The organism is Nitrospira sp., assembly GCA_030692565.1.
Taxonomy (GTDB): domain Bacteria; phylum Nitrospirota; class Nitrospiria; order Nitrospirales; family Nitrospiraceae; genus Nitrospira_D.
The window spans coordinates 54,852-77,104 of the sequence record JAUYAO010000008.1; the positions used below are offsets into that span (position 1 = coordinate 54,852).

General features: G+C 60.4%; 15 protein-coding genes. 12 read left to right on the plus strand and 3 right to left on the minus strand.

What is annotated here, in order from left to right; genetic code table 11:
• Nucleotides 1-232: 232 nt before the first annotated feature.
• The 8 genes from Q8N04_02550 (at nucleotide 233) to Q8N04_02585 (ending at nucleotide 12,914) form a co-directional block, all read left to right on the plus strand.
• Nucleotides 233-2,263: an ATP-binding protein gene (locus Q8N04_02550; GenBank protein MDP3089530.1), complete on the plus strand. Its 2,031-nt coding sequence runs from the start codon at nucleotides 233-235 to the stop codon at nucleotides 2,261-2,263.
• On the plus strand, nucleotides 2,242-3,657 hold the full coding sequence (locus Q8N04_02555; GenBank protein MDP3089531.1) for a sigma-54 dependent transcriptional regulator: 1,416 nt from the start codon (nucleotides 2,242-2,244) through the stop codon (nucleotides 3,655-3,657). Before Q8N04_02550 ends, Q8N04_02555 begins: the two co-directional genes overlap by 22 nt.
• A gap of 315 nt (nucleotides 3,658-3,972) precedes the next feature.
• Nucleotides 3,973-5,178 (plus strand): sigma-54 dependent transcriptional regulator, encoded by a 1,206-nt coding sequence (locus tag Q8N04_02560; protein ID MDP3089532.1) that lies wholly within the window; start codon nucleotides 3,973-3,975, stop codon nucleotides 5,176-5,178.
• 500 nt (nucleotides 5,179-5,678) lie between these two features.
• A complete protein-coding gene (locus Q8N04_02565; GenBank protein ID MDP3089533.1) occupies nucleotides 5,679-10,430 on the plus strand; it encodes a multicopper oxidase domain-containing protein in 4,752 nt (1,583 codons plus the stop codon).
• Nucleotides 10,431-10,607: 177 nt separating this feature from the next.
• Complete coding sequence (locus tag Q8N04_02570) at nucleotides 10,608-11,195, plus strand: hypothetical protein (GenBank protein ID MDP3089534.1); 588 nt, start codon at nucleotides 10,608-10,610, stop codon at nucleotides 11,193-11,195.
• 21 nt (nucleotides 11,196-11,216) lie between these two features.
• Nucleotides 11,217-11,990 carry a carboxypeptidase regulatory-like domain-containing protein gene (locus Q8N04_02575; GenBank protein ID MDP3089535.1) on the plus strand — a complete coding sequence of 258 codons (774 nt, stop codon included), beginning with the start codon at nucleotides 11,217-11,219 and terminating at the stop codon, nucleotides 11,988-11,990.
• 10 nt (nucleotides 11,991-12,000) lie between these two features.
• Nucleotides 12,001-12,507 (plus strand): hypothetical protein, encoded by a 507-nt coding sequence (locus Q8N04_02580; GenBank protein ID MDP3089536.1) that lies wholly within the window; start codon nucleotides 12,001-12,003, stop codon nucleotides 12,505-12,507.
• Entirely contained in the window at nucleotides 12,507-12,914 is a 408-nt protein-coding gene (locus tag Q8N04_02585; GenBank protein ID MDP3089537.1) for a hypothetical protein, read from the plus strand. The genes Q8N04_02580 and Q8N04_02585 overlap by 1 nt, the downstream gene beginning before the upstream one ends.
• A gap of 108 nt (nucleotides 12,915-13,022) precedes the next feature.
• Here Q8N04_02585 and Q8N04_02590 read toward each other — a convergent pair whose 3' ends face one another.
• Together Q8N04_02590 and Q8N04_02595 are read right to left on the minus strand one after the other, a co-directional pair.
• Complete coding sequence (locus Q8N04_02590; GenBank protein MDP3089538.1) at nucleotides 13,023-13,637, minus strand: hypothetical protein; 615 nt, start codon at nucleotides 13,635-13,637, stop codon at nucleotides 13,023-13,025.
• A 29-nt stretch (nucleotides 13,638-13,666) separates the two neighbouring features.
• Nucleotides 13,667-14,587 (minus strand): SUMF1/EgtB/PvdO family nonheme iron enzyme, encoded by a 921-nt coding sequence (locus tag Q8N04_02595; GenBank protein MDP3089539.1) that lies wholly within the window; start codon nucleotides 14,585-14,587, stop codon nucleotides 13,667-13,669.
• Between the two features lie 528 nt (nucleotides 14,588-15,115).
• Here Q8N04_02595 and Q8N04_02600 point away from each other — a divergent pair.
• The 4 genes from Q8N04_02600 to Q8N04_02615 all read left to right on the plus strand — a co-directional run bounded on the left by Q8N04_02600 (nucleotide 15,116) and on the right by Q8N04_02615 (nucleotide 21,711).
• The gene (locus tag Q8N04_02600; GenBank protein ID MDP3089540.1) at nucleotides 15,116-19,858 is read left to right on the plus strand and encodes a multicopper oxidase domain-containing protein; all 4,743 of its coding nucleotides are present in this window, start codon (nucleotides 15,116-15,118) and stop codon (nucleotides 19,856-19,858) included.
• A 128-nt stretch (nucleotides 19,859-19,986) separates the two neighbouring features.
• Nucleotides 19,987-20,763 carry a carboxypeptidase regulatory-like domain-containing protein gene (locus tag Q8N04_02605; protein MDP3089541.1) on the plus strand — a complete coding sequence of 259 codons (777 nt, stop codon included), beginning with the start codon at nucleotides 19,987-19,989 and terminating at the stop codon, nucleotides 20,761-20,763.
• A 3-nt stretch (nucleotides 20,764-20,766) separates the two neighbouring features.
• Nucleotides 20,767-21,270, plus strand: a complete 504-nt coding sequence (locus tag Q8N04_02610) for a hypothetical protein (GenBank protein ID MDP3089542.1) — start codon at nucleotides 20,767-20,769, stop codon at nucleotides 21,268-21,270.
• Between the two features lie 147 nt (nucleotides 21,271-21,417).
• The gene (locus tag Q8N04_02615) at nucleotides 21,418-21,711 is read left to right on the plus strand and encodes a hypothetical protein (GenBank protein ID MDP3089543.1); all 294 of its coding nucleotides are present in this window, start codon (nucleotides 21,418-21,420) and stop codon (nucleotides 21,709-21,711) included.
• A 100-nt stretch (nucleotides 21,712-21,811) separates the two neighbouring features.
• On the opposite strand, the gene Q8N04_02620 is transcribed toward Q8N04_02615, so the two are convergent.
• Complete coding sequence (locus Q8N04_02620; protein ID MDP3089544.1) at nucleotides 21,812-22,207, minus strand: Na-translocating system protein MpsC family protein; 396 nt, start codon at nucleotides 22,205-22,207, stop codon at nucleotides 21,812-21,814.
• Nucleotides 22,208-22,253: the final 46 nt, after the last annotated feature.

Below are 22,253 nucleotides of genomic sequence, written 5' to 3' on the forward strand. Positions count from 1 at the left end.
CTGAAACAGATCCCCAACTTCGTTCTCGGCTCGACAGAATTCTCAACGTACCCCACCGGGGAAGAGCTGCTTTGGCAGCGCGGGGTTGGGTGGGTGATGAAAGCTACGCCTCCGGTTCTGCCTTGCCTGCGGCTTTGCTGGATAGTTTTTTGAGCAGCCGTCCCTTGCACCCGTCTCCTCTCGATTTCTTGGGCTAGAGTTTTCCCTGGTGTGGTGATTACAATATCCCGCAATGAGAATCCGAACCATTCGAGGACGTATCGTATTAGCCATTGTGCTGGTGGGTTGTATCCCCCTGCTGATCGGTCTTGTGCTGGCCTATGTGTCGGGCATGCGTTCGTTGCGGGACGTCATCGGTGGCAATCTTGAGGCCGTGGCGGTTCAGGCGGCCGATCGCGTCACAATGTTGGTTCAGAGCGAAGTGCAGGGTGTGCGGTTGCTTGGCACGGCGCCGTTGCGAGTGCGTCAGCCGGTCGAGACGGCCAATAATTCGTATCCGGAGGATCGTGCGAAGGCGCAGGCGCTGATCACGGAGCGGATGCAGGTGTGGGAAAAAGGCGGGGACGGTGTCAGGCGGCTGTTGAATGCCGAACTGTCGCGATTCCTCCTGGAAACCAAAGTGCGCGACGGGGATAAAGTCGTCGGCCTATTGATCGCCGATCAACACGGGGCGCTGGTGGCGGCGAGTTCAGAGCCCGACCACTACTCATTTGAAAAAGAGACCTGGTGGACGGCCATTCATGCGGGGGGCGTCGATCAGGTCTACGTCAGCGGGCTGATTCCCGCGCAGGAAGGATCCTTCAGGACGCCCGAGGAAACCATCGACATTGCCGTGCCGATTCTCGACGACCGGCAGCACACCATCATCGGGGCGGTGAAGGCCTCCTATCGGTTCGACAGTCTCTTCGCGATGATCAATCAGATCCGGATCGGGCAGACCGGCCACGCGATGCTCTTCGATGCGGCGGGCAATCCGCTCGTCTGTCCCATCCTGCCCCGGCAGGCCCATCGTATTCCCGCTCAATTGATGACGATGATCGTGTCTTCGCAGCCGGGATGGGGCAATGCGGAGGATGACGGGCATGGGGCGACGGATACGGTCGTAGGGTTTGCGCCGGTTACCGGTCTCCCCCTGCCGGACAATTCCTGGCATATCTTTGTGCGGCAACAGCCGGGAGAGAGTTACGCGCCGATTCGGGATCAAATACGGAACCTGGCAGCGATCGGCCTGGTGATGCTGGGGCTGCTTTGGGCGATGGGGCGCTATGTGGCCGCGAGGATTGCCCGTCCGATTCAGATTCTCCAGACCGGTGTGGAAGCGATTAGCCAGGGCACCTACGACCGCCCGTTGAACATCCAAACAGGGGATGAATTCGAGGAACTGGCCGCCGCCGTCCATCGGATGGCCGACCGGCTGAAGGCGTCGCGTGTGGAGCTGGAGGCGTTGAATGCCGATCTGGCCAGGCGCGTCGAGGAAAAAACCGCCGAAGTGACGGAGCAAATGAAAAAGCTGCAGTTCGCCGAACGGCTCGCGACTCTCGGGAAAGTGGCCAGCGGGATCGCTCATGAAATCAATAATCCGCTGGGGATCATTCTGAACCGGATCGAGTGTATGGAGTTGGAGGCGGCACAGCTGCGCCTGTCGGACGAGCAGCAACGGGACCTGCTGGCGATCCGGACCCAGGCCGACCGTATTTCCCGGGTCACCAAGAGTATGTTGGCCTTGTCCCGGGGATCGGCCACCGTGTTGAAACCCATGGACCTGAATTGCGTGCTTCGGGCCTGTGTGGAGGCGTCGAAGGATCGGGCTGCGGTGAAAGGCGTGCGTATCGAAACGGCGTTGTCCCGGGACGTGTTGCCGATCATGGGCGATCGAGACCGGATTGAAACGGTGATGTTGAACTTGATCAACAACGCGCTCGATGCAGCCCAGGAAGGCGTGCCGCCCGGCCTTGTGACCGTTGAGTCTGAAGGCTGTCCGGGCAAAGAGGGTGATCTGGCAGTGGTGCGGATCAGCGATACGGGGCCGGGCATCCCTCAGGAGATGCTGGGACGCATCTTCGACCCGTTCTTTACGACGAAGGATGAGGGGCAGGGCACCGGCCTGGGGTTATTCCTCAGTTACGGCATTGTGGCCGATCATCGTGGACGTCTTGAAATCGACAACGGCCGGCGCGGGGCCGTGGCGACGGTATCTCTTCCCGCGCTGGTGTCGGTTACGGAATCGCAGCAGGAGGCCGGATGGGAGCAGGTAAGATACTAATCGTCGATGATGAAGTCGATGCGCTGGACAACTGTCGCCGCATCTTGAGCCGGTTGGGGTATGACTGTTCGACGGAGCACGATCCGTTGCGCGCCGTGCAACGGATACAGCTGGAGCGTCCCGATCTGGTCTTTACGGATTTGCGCATGCCGGGCCTTGACGGGATCGGCCTGTTGGTTGAGGCAAAACGGGTGGATCCCAGGATCAACGTGGTCTTGATGACCGCCTATGCCACCGTGCAGACCGCGGTAGCCTCCATGCGGTATGGCGCCTTGGACTATGTGCTGAAGCCCTATACCAGTCAGATTTTGGAAGCGGTGGCCAGACGGGCGTTTGAACAGACCGGATCGGCACCCGCCGGCGCTCTCTCCTGGGCCGGTCTCGACGGACCGGCGGGGATTTCTGGCACCGGCGATATGAGCGCCATCGGGCGCATTCTTGGGCGGAGCCTGGCGATTCAAGAGGTGAAGGATCTCATCAAGAAAGTTGCGCGGACGGACGCCAATATTTTGATCTATGGCGAAAGCGGGACGGGTAAGGAATTGGTGGCTCGGGCCATTCATGATGAAAGTGAGCGGACCCGCCAGCCGTTCATTCCCCTCGATTGTGTCGCCATGCCGGATACGTTGCTTGAATCGGAGTTATTCGGCCATGAGAAGGGGGCGTTTACCGGGGCGCATGCGGCGAAGGTCGGCCTCTTCGAAATGGCCAATCACGGCACGGTCTTTCTGGACGAAGTCAGCGGAATGAGTCAGGCCCTCCAATCGCGACTGCTTCGCGTGTTGCAGGAGCGCCATGTGCGTCGTGTGGGCGGGACACGCTATGCGGACATCGACGTCCGGGTGATTGCCGCGTCCAATCGCGATTTGGAAGAAGCCTGCCGAAAGGGCGAGTTCCGGGAGGATCTGTATTATCGGCTGAACGTGATTCCCATTCTGCTGCCGCCGTTGCGGGAACGTAACGGGGATGTTCAGGTGTTGGCGCAGGAGTTTCTCACGCGCTATCGCGGGCGGGGGAGCGCCGGGTCAGAAGCTCAGCCGGCGTTCGACCCGGCGGCCCTGGCCTGCTTGAAGGCCCATCCGTGGCCCGGCAATGTCCGGGAGCTCCAGAATGTGATCGAACGGGTGGCGGCGCTGGCCGATGGACCCACGATTCGGGCCGAGCATCTTCCCGAGCGGATTCGCGCGGCGCGCGCGGAGGAGTCGTCGGCTGAAGAGGCGGCATCGTACAAACATGCCAAGCAGGAAGTCGTCCGTTCGTTCGAACGCAGTTTTCTCCTGGAGCTTTTGAAACGCCATGACTGGCACATGAGCAATGCGGCGCAAGAGGCCGGTGTGGATCGTAAAACGATCGAGCGCATGGTCAAGCGGCATGGCCTTCGCGAGCCCGGTTAGTGGAATGTGGGCCGCCAGCCGGGGTGAGGTGATCGAGGCTGATCTGGCGGATGTCGATGGATTTATGCTGGAGGCGTAACGCGTTTTCATCGTGCGGCTTCCTCCCTGTCCGGTATTTCGAGCCCCCCCTGCAATATGGGGCGTCGCAGTCCCATCAGTTTCCGTACCCATCGACATTTCACGTTCTTCTCAGCGGCATCGCAATTGCTCTATTGCTCTATGGTTTGCAGTGGTCATTTGGAAGTACTTTTTTCGGGGAGTCGGACACAAGCTGATTTCGGCAGAGGGGCGGGCGGCTGAGGAGTGGGTCGGACGATGGTAGCGGAAAAAATATTGATTGTGGACGATGAACCGGAGGCCATTGAAAATTGCCGCAGGATTCTGAGCCGGCACCGGTACGAGTGCGTGGCGGAAGCCGATGCCCACCGGGCTCTGGAGATCATCGAGCGGGAACGGCCTCAGGTGTTGCTTACGGACATCCGGATGCCGGGTCTCGACGGCATCGAATTGTTGAAGGCTGCTAAGCGCATTGATCCCGCAATCAAAGTGGTGCTGGTGACCGCCTATGCGTCCCTTCAGACCGCGGTGGAGTCCATGCGCTTCGGGGCTTTCGATTACCTCGCCAAGCCGTTTACGGGCAAAGAACTGCGCGGAGTGATTCAGCGGGCGCTCGGGGAAGATTCAGTCCATGTGAATGAGGAGGAGCCGGCGACAGCTCCACCGGCCTCGCGCGTGAGTCAGATTGTAGCGGCAGAACCGGTACTGGCGGGCGACACTCCCTCGATCTGCGCGGTTCGCGGTGTGATTGAGCGCATCGCCCAAACGGAGGCTGCCGTGTGGCTGTTGGGTGAAAGCGGGACCGGAAAAGAGCGCATGGCCCGCGTGATTCATGCCGGCAGTCTTCGTCGGTCCAAACCCTTCATCTCGGTTGACTGTCAGGCCTCAGACGAAGCCCTCGTCGAATGGGAGTTGTTCGGCGGGCTCGCGTCGCAGGGTGTAAGAGCGGGTAGCGCCAGGACAGGGTTGTTGGAATCTGCGGATGGAGGGACCTTGTTCCTGGATGAAGTTGAGGCTCTGAGTGTGCGGCTCCAGGCCAAGCTCCTGCGGGTGTTGAAAGAGCGACGGGGACGCCGAGGAAACGGGGCCACCTTCTATCCGCTGGATGCGCGGGTCGTGGCCGCGTCCACGCATGATCTTCGAAAGGCCTGCCATGCCGGGGAGTTTCGAGAGGATCTCTATCAATATCTGAGCATTGTGCCGATCGTGGTGCCGCCGTTGCGTCAACGTGTGGAGGATATCGATCTCCTGTCGCGTCGATTCATGGAGCCGCTGTGGCTCAGGAAACATCGGACGCTGCCTTCTGTATTCGGCTTTACTCCGGACGCGCTGGCCCGGTTGAGTGAGTATAGCTGGCCCGGCAACGTGCACGAACTGCAGCGCGTGGCAGAGCGCGCGGTCGTATTGGCCGATGGGCCGGTCATCGATCGCTCGTACCTTCCCGATAATATTCAGGCTGAGTAATCCCCGTTTCCGCCTCCATGCCCGGTCTCTCGATCTGACGGTCATTTGTACCGCGCCGCCACAGTTCCACACCGTCCTCTGCATAAAACGATGGACAGCGCTATCCGATTGATTTTATTTCGTGCTTTGCCGTTCACCCGTTTCGTGATGGGACAGCGAAGTCCCATTCTCCGAAAAACTTCTTCATACGGGGCAGCATGGCCGAGAGCCTGGAAACCAGCATGGGCAGCGGGATTTGGCTGGTCGTCCTGTCCCAATGCGGATGGCACTGTTATTGCGCTAGGAGTCTCACGCTGGTGAAGGAGCAGTTGTTTGGACCGGCCTCCGAATAACCGGCATCTCTGGGAGATGCCCTTCACCAGCCCTTATTGTTTTTGGAACGAAGCATGTTCGCCGGCAGCGGCGAGGCCGGCGAGAGTCGTGGACGATCGCAGCGGGGCAGGGTCAATCTCAGCCCGCCGTCCGGAAGAGGGGCGGCGGTGGAAGAAGGAGGCTGTAGTATGAGAAAGGTATCGGGTTCGCGCAGTTGCCGCGCTCACCGCATGGCAGCAAGTCTGCCGGCAGCGCTGCTCGTCAGCAGTCTGCTGGCATCCCCGATGGGACTGGCCGCAGACCAGCATGGCCACCACGGCGACGTGGGGGAGGCATCGGCGGAGAAAGTGATTTATCGCGAGGGCGGATCGGTCTTGCATGACCGCATGATGGAGGAGGTCAAGCGTCAGCAGGAATCGATCGGTCAAAAAGGCGGCTACAGCACAGGCGCCAACAGTCACATGTTGCAGCAGGGTGTCCTCCTGGTGACGGAGGATCCGGCGAAAGTCGCAGTGTCGGGCGGGCAGCGCTGTCCGGCTACCGCTCCAGTGAAAGACTATCACGTCTCGGCGATCAACATCGAAATCACGCTGAGCCGGTTCCTCGACTATTTCCCCGGCTACATGTATGTGCTGACGGAGAACGTCGAGAAGGCCCGCGGTGAAGAATCCGTGAACAAGGCGGCGCGGGACAAGGACAACGATCCCGGCGCCTCGACGAACGGGTTGCAGGGCGACATCATCCAGCCCCTCGTGATCCGGGCCAACCAGGGCGATTGTCTCAAGCTCACGTTGCACAACGACATCAAGGAAGAGCCGACGAATCTCGTGATCAACGGCTCGTCGATGGTGGTGGCGGCGACCGGCAAGCCGGCGACGCCGTCAAATGCAGACGCCACTGTACAGCCGGGCGCCAGCCAGGCGTTCGAGTGGTACATCAAGCCGGACACCCAGGAGGGTGCTCGGTTCCTCCGGTCGCATGCGTCACGCGACCAGTTCAACCAGGGCTTGATCGGTATGCTCGTCGTGGAGCCGCGCGGCTCACGCTATCTCAGCCCGTTCGACGGCCAGCCGATGGCCAGCGGGTGGGAAGTCATGATCGAAGATCCGAACGGCGCGGACTTCCGCGAGTTCGCGATTTTCTATCATGAAGCCGGCGACGAAGCGTTCCGCCTCTTGAACAAGAAGGGCGAAATGCTGCCCCAACGTGATCCCCACACCGACTCGTACCGCCCCGGTGCGAGGCTGCTGAACTATCGCAGTGAACCGCACGGGACGCGCATCGAGTTGCAGGCCCACATGGGCTTCTACGGCGATGAGTCCATGGCCTACGGGTCCTACACGTTCGGCGACCCGGCCACGACCGTTCCTCGATCCTATCTCGGCGATCCGGCCAAGTTCCGGATGGCGGGCGGGTCGGAAATCGTGCACTCACACCATCTGCACGGCGGCTCCATCCGCTGGGCGCGCCAGCCGGGCAACAGCAATCTCGACTTCGCGGCCTCCAGCAACGGGCCGGTGAAGTTCCCGCTCATCAGCGACACCTCCGATCGGTTGGACGTCCAATCCATCGGTCCGACGGAGATCTACGATCAGGTGATCGAAGGCGGATCGGGTGGCTTGCAGGCATTGGCCGGCGAGTTCGTGTTCCATTGCCACATCCCGCAGCACTATGTGACGGGCATGTGGGGCTTCTGGCGCGTGTACAACACGCTGCAGCAGCCGGGCTTCCAGACCGACGTGATGAAGCCGTTGGTCGAATTACCGGACCGGATCGGCCGCATGAAGGCGGGTCTGTCGAGCGACAAGCTCGTCGGGACCACGGTCGATTGGTACGGCGGCAAGAAGTTCGAAATCACCAAGGACAAGACCGATTGGAAGGCGACTCCGGCCAAGGTCTCGGTGAAGGATTGGGTTGAAATGCAGTTGCCGCCGCAAGGCAAGCCGGGTCACAAGAACACCGAGAAGGAACAGACCTTGGCCTACGATTCGACGGTCAACGACTGGGGGTGGGACGGCGCCAAGGCGCTCACCGAGCCGGAGACCGGGTATGACTGGGTGAACTATAAGTCGCCGACACCGGGGAAGCGGACGGATATCCTGTTCGATCCGCGCAGCGGGAAGCTGTCCTGGCCGTGGCTGAGGCCGCATCTCGGACGGCGCGTGCCCTTCTCACCGAGCCACAGCGGCGCGCCGTGGCTGGAGCCGATCCATCGGCGCGAGGACGGCAGTAACTCGACGGAGCCGTCCAAGCCGGGGGAAAACGGGCCCTGGAGCTTGTGTCCGGAAGGGGCTCCTCTCAAGAAGTTCAACATCCACGCGATCACCTTGCCGATCACGTTGAAGCAGGCGACGGCCAAGACACCGGCGATCGTGGATCCGGATGGATTGCTCTATGTGCTGCATGAAGAAGAGCAGGAAGTCCGGAAGAATCCGGCCAAACAGATGCCGCTGGTGATCCGCGGCAACGTGCAAGATTGCATCGACGTCGTGTACAAGAGCGAGTTGAAAGATGATGCGCGGCAAGGGTTCTCCAGCAAGACGAACCTGCACCCGCACATGTTCCAGTTCGACACGCAGGCGTCGGACGGTCCCATCATCGGCTTCTCCTATGAGATGTCGTTGCGGCCCTTCACGATTCTGAAGGACGAGCATCCTGGCAAAGGCATGCCGGTTCCGATGAACACGACGCTGGACGCGGATGCCGCGAAGGGCGCGACCAGCATCAAGGTGAAGGATGCCTCCCGGTTCCACGTCAAGACCGAATTGGGCGTGGGCATGGACGAAGTGGAGGGATTCGAATCGGCCCGCATCAGCAAGATCGACGGCAACACCATCACCTTCGAGCGGCCGCTGAAGTATGAGCACAAGAAAGGCGAGATTGCGTCCGTGGAATGGATCCGCGAGCGCTGGTATGTGGACGCCGATTTCGGCACCACCTTCTGGCACGACCATGTGTTCGGCCTGGACGGCTGGGGCCACGGCTTCTACTCCACCTTCATCGCCGAACCGCCGCGGTCCACCTATCATGACCCGGTGACCGGGAAAGAGCTGCGGAGCGGGCCGGTGGCGGACATTCACACTACCGAGCCGGTGTCCGCGCATATCCGGGGCTCCTTCCGTGAAATCGTGACGCAGGTCATGGATTCCAATCCCCGGACCTCGGAGCTGATCACGGCCGATAATCCACAGGCGAGAGTGGGGGCCGTTTCGGTGGACGGGACTCCGTCCGCGGTCTATCCGGCCAAACTCAACCTGTCGCCGATGAAGTTTTTGAACGGCGGCGAAGCGACGACCGGGGGCGGCTTCAATATGCGCGTGGAGCCGTTGTCGGTGCGGTTAGCGAACAATCCCGATCCGTCGCAGCTGTTCAGCAGCCGGATCCACGGCGATCCCGAGACCCCGATGTTGCGGGCGTACCTGGGCGATCCGATCGTGGTCCGGTTGATCGAAGGATCGGCCAATGAAGTGCATTCCTGGCACATCAGCGGCCACTGGTTCCCGATGGAGCGGTACAGCAAGAACTCCATTCCCAGGAGTTCGCTGCACGTGGTGATCGGCGAGCGGTACGATGCGGCCATTCCGGCCGCAGGAGGACCGCAACAGATGGCGGGCGACTACCCCTACTACAGCGGTCGCGCGTCGCATTTCGTGGAAGGCAGCTGGGGCCTCTTCCGGGTGCTGGATAAAGCGGATGCCACACTGAGGCCGCTGCCGGGCCGTGAAGAGATTCCGCAGTCGGCCAAGTCCGTCTGCCCGGCCGATGCGCCGGTGAAGAGCTTCAACGTGGCCGCCATCGACAAGGCGATTCGCTACAACAAGGGAACGCCCGGCGTGATGGAGGTGGATCTGGAGCGGAAGATGGTGTTGGGCAACGAGACCGGCAAGATGTACGTGCTCGAAGGCGAAAAGACCAAGGTCGCCGCGGGCAGCATTGAACCGAGCCCGTTGACCCTGCACGTGAACGTGGGCGATTGCATCAAGGTCAATCTCAAGAACGAGATGGCCAAGGAGCGGGCCGGGTTCCATGTGGACATGCTGGCATACGATCCCAAGGAATCGATGGGGATCAACGCCGGGAACAACCCCGGCGACCAGACGGTCGCGCCGGGGCAGAGCCGGACCTACACGTTCTTCGCTCATCCGGAGTTCGGGGAGAACGCCGCCCTGATTCAGGACTGGGGGAATGTGATTGAGAATCCGCGGAACGGGCTCTTCGGAGCGATCGTCATCGGCCCGAAGGGATCGCAGTATCGCGATCCGGTGACCGGCGACGATCTGGCCCAGAAGAGTTCCTGGAAGGCGGACGTGATTGTGGATCGGAGCCTGCCGGGCAACATGGCTCGACAGAACTATCGGTCCTTCGCGCTCCTGTTCCAGGACGAGGACAACATCATCGGCACCAGCTTCATGCCCTATATCCAAAAGGTGGCAGGCGTGACGGCGGTGAACTACCGGTCCGAGCCGACCGATTACCGGACCGAGAAAGGCTGTGCGTACAGCGAAGTGTTTGCCTGCGTGAAGACGGGCGACCAGCCGGTGACGCCGAGCATCGCGGCGCATGTCGGCGACCCGGTCGTGATTCACGTGCTGGGCGCCTTCAGCGAACAGGTGCAACTGTTCAGCGTGTCGGGCCATGAGTGGAAGCACGAGCCCTACATGAGCGGAGCGGATCTCGTGAGCACGATGGAGTTCGGCGGCGCCGAGGTCATCAATGCCTGGCTGCATGGCGGGGCCGGAGGTCCGAACGGGATCCCTGGCAACTATCTGTGGCTGAACCAGAGGCCGGGGTATCTCGATGCCGGTCACTGGGGGACGCTGACGGTGCTCGACCGCGACAGCCGCGCGATCCTGCCGTTGGCCGGACAAGCGCCGGCCACGCAACAGGCGGAGCAGACGGCTCCGGTCCAATCAGTGCCGGTCTCTATGAAGACCAACTAACTCGACACGGAGTCGAGTGGGCAGACGGGGGAATCCGGCAGTGTTTAAACCGGGTTCCCCCGTTTCATTCAGCGTCCGGTTGGCGGCTTGGGCGCCCGTGGGGGAGCATCTTATTGGCATCCATTGGGATCGAGAGAGTCCGGCTCGGGCATACAGCCGGACGAGCGTAGGCACAGCATGGGTGTGGAACGACGAAATGACGGGTGGCGGCTTGTGGTTCTCGTACTGTTGGCTGGGGCGTGGGCGGCGCCGGGCTGGGCAGGGGATTTTTCCGCCGAGCGCATGCTGAAGCATGGCAAGGCGGTGGTGATGGCGCATGTCAACGCCAAGCAGGACCGGTGGCGGCTGGAGTTCGCGCAGCCGCAGGGCGTCGCCAGTGTGGCGATTGTGCGGATGGATCTCGGCGTGGCCTGGCTGATTGTGTCTCAGCGGCGGCAGTATCTGGAGGTACCGATCGCTCCGGCCTACCGGCTGGAGTTCGGAGAGCATATGGAGGGGGAGCAGTCGAGGGAATTGGTTGGCGAGCAGGCCTTGAACGGGTATCTCACGGAGCTGTTTGATGTGGTGGTGGCGGAGCGCGCAGAGAGCCGGCATTATTATCGGTGGATCACGAAAGTCGAACGGTTTCCGGTCAAGACCGTGAGCAAGGAAGGCGATTGGTCGGAGGAGTACCGCCATCTCATCTTTACGGAGCAGACGCCATTGCTGTTTGAGCTGCCGCAACGGTTGGACCGGGCGAATCCGCCGGCGAATATCCACCATTAGCCTCAAGGAGAGGAGACGCAGATGACACAGTCGAGGGTGATGTGGGCAGCGCTCACCATATTCGCAATAGGAAGCACGATCATGAGCGGACCGGGCGCGGCTGTGGCCTATGACACCGTTGCCGTGACGGACGGGGCAGTGCTTCGGGGCACGGTGACGTTCAAAGGGACTCTACCGGAGCCCAAGGAGTTCGAGTTGCGCCGATACCCGGATCGCGTCTTTTGCGGCGCACTGTCAGAGGGGGACGGACGTCGGTTTCTGAAGGAAGTGAATGTCGGACAGGGCGGCGGTCTCAAGGATGTGGTGGTCGTCGTGGAAGAGGTGCAGAGCGGGAAGCCGTTCACTTTTACGAATGCCCAGGTCGAAGCCAATGTGTGCCAGTTTCTTCCCTTCGTCACTGTCGTGAGCGACAAGCGGCAACTGACCGTGACCAATCGAGATCCGGTGTCGCACGATATTCAGGGCTACACCTACGATCAGTCCGGCGTAGACATTGTCCTCCATCGGCCGTCGTTGAAAGCAACCGGGACCACGGATATCGTGCATCTGGTCAAAGGGCGGAAAGTGTTTACCATGCAGTGCGGGATGCATCCCTACATGCAGAACTGGGGCTATGCGATCGACAATCCCTATTATGCTGTGACAGACCTGGACGGCTCATTTTCCATCGGTGACCTTCCTTCAGGCACCTATACCGTGAAAGTCTGGCATCCGATTCTGGGCGTCCAGGAACGGGAGCTGACGGTCGAGCCGAACGGCACAGCCACGCTCGATCTACTGTTTGGCGCGAAGTGATCGGAGGCCGATGGTGAACAACCGAGCCCTCTTTCTTGTCATGCTCCTTGGAGTGTTGTCGGTCGGCTCGTCTGTGGCTGCGGAGCAGGCGCCGGCTTCAGCAGGACGGGTTGAAGTGGTGCTGGCATATGAGCATCGTAAGAATGTGAACGAGATCAAGCAGGATTTCGCGGAGGTCGGTCTCGCGAACGTCCATGTTCAATTCATGAAGGCGGGCCATCCGCCGACCAATATCGGTGTTGGGCCGCAGGTGACGGCGGAGCGCGCGCGCGCGGCCATCCGGCTGGCGAAGCGCTACAATCGGGGCATCACAATCCTCCTGCCGGAGCGGCTGTTTCCTGATCAGTATGTGACGATCGCCTCATCCAGTTTCGACGACACGGTGGAATATTCGGTCGGTGAGGAAGCGCTCAAGGAATTGGAAAATCCTGCGCTCACCACGGAACAATTTCACGAGTTGTATCGCCGACTCACACCGGCGGATCGACCACCGATGAAGAAAGGCCGGGTGTTCTGATGGGATTCAAGCAGGTGTGTTGCGGGGTTGTGCTGGGCTGGTCGGTCGGGGTTTCCCTCGTGCTGGCAGGGTCAGTGAAAGATATTCAAGAGCATGGCCAGGCCATGCTCAGGGACGCAGAGGATATGGTGATGCATGGCGGCATGGGTGATGGAAAAGCCATCCTGCATCATTGCGGTGAGGTGGCGAACCATGCGACGGCGATTCTGAAGCTCTTGCCCGCGTCGGACGAGCATGGGAAAGAAGCCGCACCTCTCCTGAAGGAGGCCATTGCGCACTGCAAGCGCGTGGCCGAGATGGGAGACAAGGTCGATCCCGGCGCCAGCTTGAATCCCGCCGTCAAAGCCCGCGCCGCGGCGCGCGCGGCGATGAAACATCTGAAAGAGGTCCGGGAGCACGGCGCGTAAGAGTTGCCGTCAATCGTCACGCGACATTCGTCAACCGACTCGCAGCAGATGATGGGGGCTCTCCATGCGGATGACGCTTGACGAATGACGAGGATCGTCTTTTGTCTGTTAGGGCCCTTCCGGTTTCTGCACGATCGGGCTGACGGCGTTCTGATCCCGCCCGGGCTGGTAGCTTTCCAGCATCTTTGCGATCGTCGGCTGCAATTCTTTCTGTGCCGTCACCGGCATCTTGATCCGCATGCCGCGTCCTTCATTGCGTCCCAGAGAAAAGATGTGAATTTCCAGCATCGGCGTCTGGTGTTCGTCTTGGTAGGTAAAGGCCAGGCGCTTCGCGGGGAAGCCAGCTAGAGTCGTGTCCTGATCTTTCTGCCACGTGAGCGGAATCTTCTTCTTGTCGAAAAGCTCGGTGATGATGCGGCGGTGCGCGGTTGTAAATTCCTCGAGCGTCTGCCGCCTATCCTGGCTCGATCCTTCCAGCAGATTCATGTGGCCGGAGAGGGCGACCAGGCTGTGTTCGATCTCCGGAAACAGGGTTACGCCGATACCGTCCGGCAAAGGATTCCCGCTCCGCCACTGCTCGGGGTAACGGACGGAAAACCCGAAACGGACGTTCGTATAGACTTTCCAGCCATGCTCTTCGCCTCCTGCCGCGTCCGCGAGAGAGACCGGAATCATGGGGGCGGTGCTCAGTACCAGGGCCATCAACAGAGTCGTCCAGATCATGTGAATCCTCATGGCAGTCTGCATGTCGGTTATGGGGTGGATCGGACGCAGCGAAAGCCGATGGTGGCCGCGCGCTGGTCCGGCGGCGCGCCGCTCCTGGTGGCGCTGCGGAGTAACGCGGGCTGGCTCTTCCAGGATCCCCCGCGGATGACTTTGTAGCGTCCGGTGGAGGGCCCGGGCGGATTGCGCTCCGGCATGGTCATATAATAGTCGATCCCGAACCAGTCTTCGACCCACTCGGCGGCGTTTCCCGCCATATGGCGCAGGCCATAGGGACTGCGCCCCTCTTCGCCGCTCCTGACAGACGCGACGATCGGAATCTCATGGACATGGTACTGGCCGAACATGGCGAGCGCCGGGGTGGGAGGCTGCTGCCCCCACGGAAACAGCTGTCCCTCTGCTCCGCGCGCGGCTTTTTCCCACTCGGCTTCTGTCGGAAGCCGTTTCTCCTGTGCGCGGCAGAAGTCCGAGGCCTCGGCCCACGTCACATAGAGCGCCGGCCAGCGCGCCAATGTGTCCGGCGTCAGGGCGTGGACGGTCATGACGTGCTCGATCAGCTTGTGGATCTCGACAGGAATCGGTTGGTGCCGCTGCGCCAGCCATCGGAGGAATTCGCCGAGACTCACCTCGTCCCGGTCAATCTCATAGCGGTCGAGCCAGATGCGGCGCTGGGGCTGTTCGGTATCGTCGTATTGCAGTGTCAGGCTGAACGACTCATGGCCGGTGCGCGTGGTGCCCATGAAAAAGAGTCCTTCCGTCACGGGCATCATGGGGCTGCTTTCGGCTTGTGCGGCGATGGCGTCAACACGGTTGTGTGTCTCGGTCGTCGCTGGAAGTGCGGGAGACAGCGCAGGCTCGAGCATGAGCAGCGCGCCGAGGGCCGCGGCGATGAGATGCCGAACAGCAGGTGATGGAGTTGTGTGTTCTATATTGTGGTCGCAGTTCAGCATGCTGGTGATCGGCGATGAGAGATGAGGGCGCCACTATAATGCGCGCCGGCCGCTTGCGCAAGGTTTCGGAAGGGGCTTGGTGTGAGGGTATTCGTCATGTCCCATGATCTGATTCAATGGGGCGTGTGCGTCCCATAGTGTCTTTCTTCGTGGTCATGAGGTGTTTCCTGAAAAGTTATGGATTTAATCGTGCGTGATCGATGTTGGATGGGATCGTGACGCCCCAATAAGATTCTCCGTCACCCGTAAATCGTTTCCGTCTTCCAGCAAAATCCCACAACGGTTCAGAAATGCGCCAGAGGAACACAATTTGCTCTAAGCGCTGGTTGCATAAGAATGCCAACCAGTCTTTCTTGTGAAATCGAGAACTGTCTGGTGAAGGAGTGGGAGAGAAAGGACCGGCCTCCTGACGATCCCCCCGATGAATGTTGGCCTTCACCAGACTTCGAATTCGATAGAGCCGGGTTTCAGACAGTCAGTAGCGTGGATGGTCCCTGGACGGTTTGTTTGATTGAGGAGGCTGGACGTATGGGTGTATCAATGAAGTGGGTGCGAGTGGGAGTGTTGGGACTGACGACCTGTCTTGGGTTGGCCGGGACCATGCCTGCAGGCGCGGTCATGTCGCATGATGGGCATATCGCCGTCGATCAGCGTGCCGATCTGGCGATGCCGGTACACGCGCAGGCCGGTCCGGTGCTGCAGGACAAGATGTCGAAGGCGATCGAGCAGATCGAGCGGGAGGTCAAGAGTAAGGGGCCGTTCCAGGGGGCCGGGGCTCATGCGATGCAGCAGGGTGTGCTGCTGGTGGCGGAGGATCCGGATAAGGTGCAAGTGACGCAGGGCGCTCGCTGCCCGGTGACGGCGCCGGTCCGCGCGTATGACATCACGGCGATGAATGTCGAGATCACCGTGAACCGGTTCGGCGATTTTTATCCGGGCTACATGTATGCGTTGACCGAGAATGTAGCGGGTGTGCGTGAGGAAGAAACAAAGAACAAGGCTGCGCGGGACAGCGAAGATCCGACGTTTGCCGGCGGCGCCATTTCGAACGGGTTGCAGGGCGATCTGATTCAGCCGCTCGTGATTCGGGCGAATCAGGGCGATTGTCTGCGGATCACATTGCGCAATCAGATTGAGAACGAGCCGACGAACATGATCGTGAACGGTTCGCAGATGCTCGTGGCCAGCACGGGGAAGCCGGCGAATGCCATGAATCCCGAGGCGCTGGTGCCGACGGGAAAAGCGGGCGAGTTCGAATGGTACATTCCCATCGATTTGCAGGAAGGCGGCCGCGCCTTCCATAGTCATGCAAGCCGCGATCAGTATTCCCTGGGCTTGTTGGGATCGATCGTCGTCGAGCCGCGCGGGGCACGGTTCCTCAGTCCGTTTACGGGGGAGGAAATGAAGAGTGGCTGGGAGGCCATGATCGATCTCGATAAAGGTTCCGACTTTCGCGAATTCGTGATTTTCTATCATGAGGCGGGTGACGAGACGTTCCGTCTCTTGGACCGCAAAGGCGACATGTTGCCGCAGCGCGATGCCCATACGGATACCTACCGTCCGGCCGCGCGGTTGCTCAATTTCCGGAGCGAGCCGCACGGCGAGCGGTTGGAAGTTCAGGCGCATTTGGTGGGATTTGCCGACGAGTCGCAGGGCTACGGGTCCTATACATTCGGCGATCCGGCAACCACGATTCCCCGTTCATATCTCGGCGATCCGGCCAAGTTCCGCATGGTCGGCGGATCCGAAATCGTGCACTCGCATCACTTGCATGGCGGATCGATCCGCTGGGCTAGACAGCCCGGCACGAGCAAGCTCGATCCGACGCTGTCGAAGAGCGGTCCCGTGAAGTTCCCGCCGATCAGCGACACGTCCGACCGGTTGGATGTGCAATCCATCGGTCCGTCCGAGATATACGATGAAGTCATCGAAGGCGGATCGGGCGGTTTGCAGGCGCTGGCCGGTGAGTTCGTGTTCCATTGCCACATTCCTCAGCACTATGTGACCGGCATGTGGGGATTCTGGCGTGTGTACAACACCCTGCAATCGACCGGATTCCAGACCGATGTGATGAAGCCGCTCGTCGAGCTGCCGGATCGCAAGGGCAAGATCAAGTTGGCGGTCAGCTCCGACAAGCTGGTCGGGACCACCGTCGACTGGTACGGCGGAAAGAAATACGAAATCACGAAGGACAAGACGGATTGGAAGGCCAATCCCGTGAAGGTGTCGATCAAGGATTGGGTCGAGTACATGCTGCCGCCGCAGGGCTTGCCGGGCAAGACCGAAGATCAGGTCAAGCAGGCGCAAGCGCACGATGCGACGGTCGTGAACTGGAAGTGGGACGGCACGAAGGCGATGAATGAGCCGGAGACCCCGCACAAGTGGGCGGATTATGTCTCGCCGACTCCGTTGCAGCGTCCGGCGATCACGTTCGATCCGCAGACGGGCAAACTGGCGTTCCCCTGGTTGCGTCCGCACCTCGGGAAGCGGCCTCCGTTTGCGCCCAATCACGGCGGCGCGCCATGGTTGGAGCCGTTCCGTGTCCGTGAGGACGGCACCAGAAGCACGGAACCTCCTGTGCCGGGTGCGCAGGGGCCCTGGAGCCTCTGTCCGGAAAATGCGCCGAGAAAGTATTTCAATATCCATTCGATCACCTTGCCGATTACCCTCAAGCCGGCGACCCCGAAAACCGCCGCGGTCGTGGATCCGATCGGCATGATCTATGTGCTACATGAAGAGGAAGAGGAAGTCCGCAAGAATCCCAAGAAGCAAGTACCCTTGGTGATTCGCGGGAACGTGCACGATTGCGTGGACGTGATCTTCAAGAACGAAATCCCGGACGATGCGCGGACGGGATGGGCGAACAAGATCAATCTCCATCCGCACTTCTTCCAGTTCGACACGAGCGCGTCCGACGGTCCGACCATCGGATTCTCGTACGACATGTCGCTGCGGGCTTTCACGATGTTGGAGGATCCGCAACCGGACAAGGGAATGCCCCTGCCAGGCAACACGACTCTGACGGCGGATACGAAAGCCGGTTCACGCAGCATCACGGTGAAGAATTCGTCCAAGTTCCACGTCAATACGGAACTCGGTGTGGGCATGGACGATCCGAAGTATTTCGAGATCGTGCGGATCAAGGACATCAAGGGCAATACCATCACCTTCGATGCGCCATTGAAGTACGCGCACAAGAAGAACGACATTGCGAGCGTGGAGTTCATCCGCGAGCGCTGGTATGTCGATGCGGATCTCGGAACGGTGTATTGGCACGATCACGTGTTCGGCACCGATACCTGGGGACATGGTCTGTTCTCAGCATTCATCACCGAACCGCCGCGATCGACCTATCATGATCCGTACACCGGAAAGGAACTCCGGAGCGGTCCTATCGCGGATATTCACACCCTGGAGCCGGTCTCGGCCCATATCCGGGGCAGTTTCCGCGAAGTCATGATGCATATCATGGACAGCAACGCGCGGTCGGCTGAGTTGATCATGACCGACAACCCGCAGGCGCGCATGGGAGCGGTCACGGTCGACGGGCCTCCGTCGCACCAGTTCCCGGAGCGCATCAACAAGTCGGCGATGACGTTCCTGAACGGCGGGGAAGCCACGACGGGCAGCGGCTACAGCATGCGTGTGGAGCCGTTGAGTGTGCGCCTGGCCAACAATCCGGATCCGTCGAAGCTGTTTGTGTCCGGTATTCACGGAGATCCTGGCACGCCGTTGTTGCGGAGCTATCTCGGTGATCCGATCCTGGTTCGGGCGCTGGTCGGATCGGCCAACGAAGTGCACACCTGGCACGTGACCGGGCACTGGTTCCCGATGGAGCGGTACGCCACTATGGCGATGCCGCGCAGTACGGTGCATCTGGTGATCGGAGAGCGGTACGACCCGGCGATTCCTGCCGCGGGCGGACCGCAGAAGCAGGCCGGCGACTATCTCTACTATAGCGGCCGCGCTTCCCACTTCGCGGAAGGCAGCTGGGGTATCTTCCGGGTCTTTGACGAACTGCAAGGGGATCTGAAACCCTTGCCGAGCCGTGAAGAAATCCAGAAGTCTGCGCCGTCGGTTTGCCCGGCGGATGCGCCCGTGAAGTCCTTCAACGTGTCGGCGATCGATCAAGTCATCCGGTATCACGAGGGTGCGCCGGGTACGATGGAAGTCGATCTCGAACGCAAGATGGTCTTCGAAAATCAGCAGGGCAAGATGTACGTGCTCGACGAGGATCGTGGGCGGGTCAAGGCCGGTGAATTGCGGCCGAGTCCGCTGACGCTGCACGTGAACGTCGGGGATTGTGTGAAGATCAATCTGAAGAACGAAATGGCCAAAGAGCGGGCCGGATTCCACGTCGATATGATGGCGTTCGATCCGAAAGATTCGTTCGGCGCCAATGTCGGCAACAACCCCGGCGATCAAACGATCGCTCCGGGTCAGAGCAAGACCTACACGTACTTCGCGCATCCGGAGTACGGAGAACTGGCCGCCCTCATTCAAGACTGGGGGAACGTGGTGGAGAATCCACGGAACGGCTTGTTCGGGTCGATCATCGTCGGTCCGAAGGGATCGCGCTACCGCGATCCGGTGACGGGCAACGATATTACGATGAAGAGCAGCTGGCGCGCCGACGTGATCGTGGATCGGACGATCCCCGGGAACGACAATCGGAAGAACTACCGCGATTTCTCGTTGATGTTCCAGGACGAGGACAACATCGTGGGTGTCAGCTTCATGCCCTACATCCAACAGGTCGCCGGTATCACGGCGGTCAACTACCGGTCTGAACCGACCGCGTGGCGGATGGAAAAGGGCTGTGACGTGTCCGAGGTCTTCAGCTGTGTGAAGACCGGCGACTCGCCCTCGACGCCGCTGTTGCAGGCGCATGTCGGAGATCCGGTGGCGGTGCACGTGCTCGGCGCATTCAGCGAGCAGGTGCAGTTGTTCACCGTGGACGGCCACGAATGGCCGCATGAGCCGTACATGCAGGGTGCCGACCAGGTCAGCACCATGGAGTTCGGCGGTTCAGAAGTGATCAACGCCTATCTGACGGGAGGAGCAGGCGGTCCGAATAAGATCGTCGGCGACTACATGTGGAAGAACCAGCGTCCGGGCTTTGCGAACGCCGGGCAATGGGGACTCTTCAGGGTCCTTCCAACCGGTGACCAGCGGGTCCTTCCGTTGACCCCGCAAGTTCCGTCCAGCCAAAAGGCGGAGCGCGGGAGCGACAACGGAACTGTCTCGCGGACATCGATGATGGGACGGTAAGCAGCAATCAGGCGGCGTCCTCGCTCACGGGCGAGGGCGCTGCCGACACAGTGTGCCAGGCCGGTCTAAATCACTCAGACCATGGGGGAGCATTCACGATCCCCCATGTATGTTTTACGGTGGGACATATGGCAACACGTATAAATCGATTCGTGACGTATCTCTTTGGCTCTCTGATTCTGAGCGGATCCATGATCGGGGCAGCTCCGGCAGCAGCCTATGAGGAAACGGCGGTATCCAACGGGGGGACGGTGACGGGGACGGTGCAATTTGCCGGTGACATTCCGGATCCCCAGCGGTTCGAACTGCGACGGTATTATGATCGGGTCTATTGCGGGGCGCTGTCCGACGGCTCGGGCTATCGACTGTTGCGTGAGGTGGCGGTCGGCGAACAGCAGGGCTTGAAAGATGTGGTGGTGACGATCGAAGGAGTGACGAAGGGAAAGCCGTTCGAGTTTCAGGAGACGAAACTCGAGGCGAATATCTGCCAATTCGTGCCGTTCGTCTCGGTCGTGAGAAATGAACATCCGCTCAGCGTGGTGAATCTGGATTCAGTCGCCCACGATTTGCAGTTCTATGAACGGGACCGGGAGCATATTTTCATTATGTTTCACCGGCCGGCCCTGACGAAAGCCGGGACCAGCGACATTGTCCGGTTCACCGGAAACCGGCGTGGGGTTACCATGCAATGCGGCATGCACCCCTTCATGCAGGGGCACGGACTGGCCGTGGACAATCCCTACTATGCCATCACTGGAACGGAGGGGACCTTTGCCATCAAGGATCTTCCGGCCGGTACCTATCGCATCAAGGCCTGGCATCCCGTGTTGGGTGAGAGAGGGCAGGAAGTCACGGTGGCGGACAATGGGAGCGCGTCGGTTGGATTTACCTTCGACGCGAGATAGGGCATGACGCTGAAAACATATGTGACTGCGTTTGCAATGGCCGTCTGTACCGGCACGATGGTGACATCGGCTGTCATCGCCGAGGGACCAGCAGTTTCCTCTGTGAGCCGTGTCGAGGTCGTACTGGCCGATCAGTATCGGAGCCAAACGGCGACACTCACCGAAGAATTTACTCAGGCAGGATTGACGAACGTTCATTTTCAGTTCGCCAGGCTGGGCCAGCCGCCGCAGAACATCGGCCTTGGCCGGGACGTGCCGGCCGACAAGGCGCGGGAGGCGATCCGTCTGGCGCTGAAGTATAACCTGGGGGTGGGGATCCTGTTGCCGGAACGATTGTTTCCTCCACGCTTCGTGACGATCGCCTCATCGAATTACGACGACACGGTCGAGTCCAGAATCGACCAGGCGGCGCTGGCGCAGATGCAGAATCCTGCGTTGACCACGGAAGAGTTCCATGCACTATATCGCACGTTAACGACCATGAAAGAGTCGCCCGGGCGCTATTAAGGAGAGCCGGTGAGAAAGCTTCACGTATCCGTCGGTCGTATTGTGTGTGCGAGTCTTCTTGCTGCCGTTTTTTCCGGCGGTCTTTCGTTCGGGCCTCGTACGGCTCATGCATCCGAGCCGATAATGCAAGAACGGAGAGATGCGTTGATGAAGAACGTGGAGGACATGATGGCGCATGGCGGCATGGGGGACGCCAAGGCGATCGTCCATCACTGCGAAGCCGCCGCCGGTGACGCCGAAGCCATTCTCAAGCAGCTGCCGGATTCAGATCCCCGCCGGAGTCAGGCCCTTGTGCCCCTCACCGATGTGATTCAACAGTGCAAGCGCGTAGCGGCCGCCGGCGTTCACGCCGATCCCGGTCAGTTGCTCAATCCTGCAAGTAAAGCCAGTGCCGCTGCCAGGGCTTCAATCAAAGCTCTGGGATTGGCAAAGACGAATTAGGGCGGGGTGCTGAGGAGCGGCTATTCTTTCACCGTCACGGTCATGCTGACTGGCCGGGTCGGGAGGTGTACGTCGCTATGCCAGATGTTTGACCTCAAACTCATTGCTGGATATGGGGGGGCAAGACTAGGTCGAGACGCTTGGCGAGCCGAATGATGACCGTATTGATTCCGGACTCGGCATCGAGCTGGGTGAAAAATTCTTCAACTTCGATGCCCAGAATGCCTTGGAGCCGGTCGCGCAGCTGGGCTTCTCCTGAGCGGAATGCTGCGGTATGCATCTGTTGGAGTTGGACTCTGCCTTCCGGCGACTGCGCGAGGAGTTGCTCTGCCGGGATCGGGCGGCGCGGGGCGAGAGTGACTTCAATCACATTATCGATCATTTGAATGCGGACATGGGAATAGTGCAATGCAAGATAATCCCGATGGAAGTTCAAGACCGCCAGCATCACCTGGTATTCCACATCCGCTTTCGTTTTGGTTGCAGCGGGAAGCATCGGTCTTGTCTCCATACAGTCAACTGATCCGTTTACCGGTGCCGGG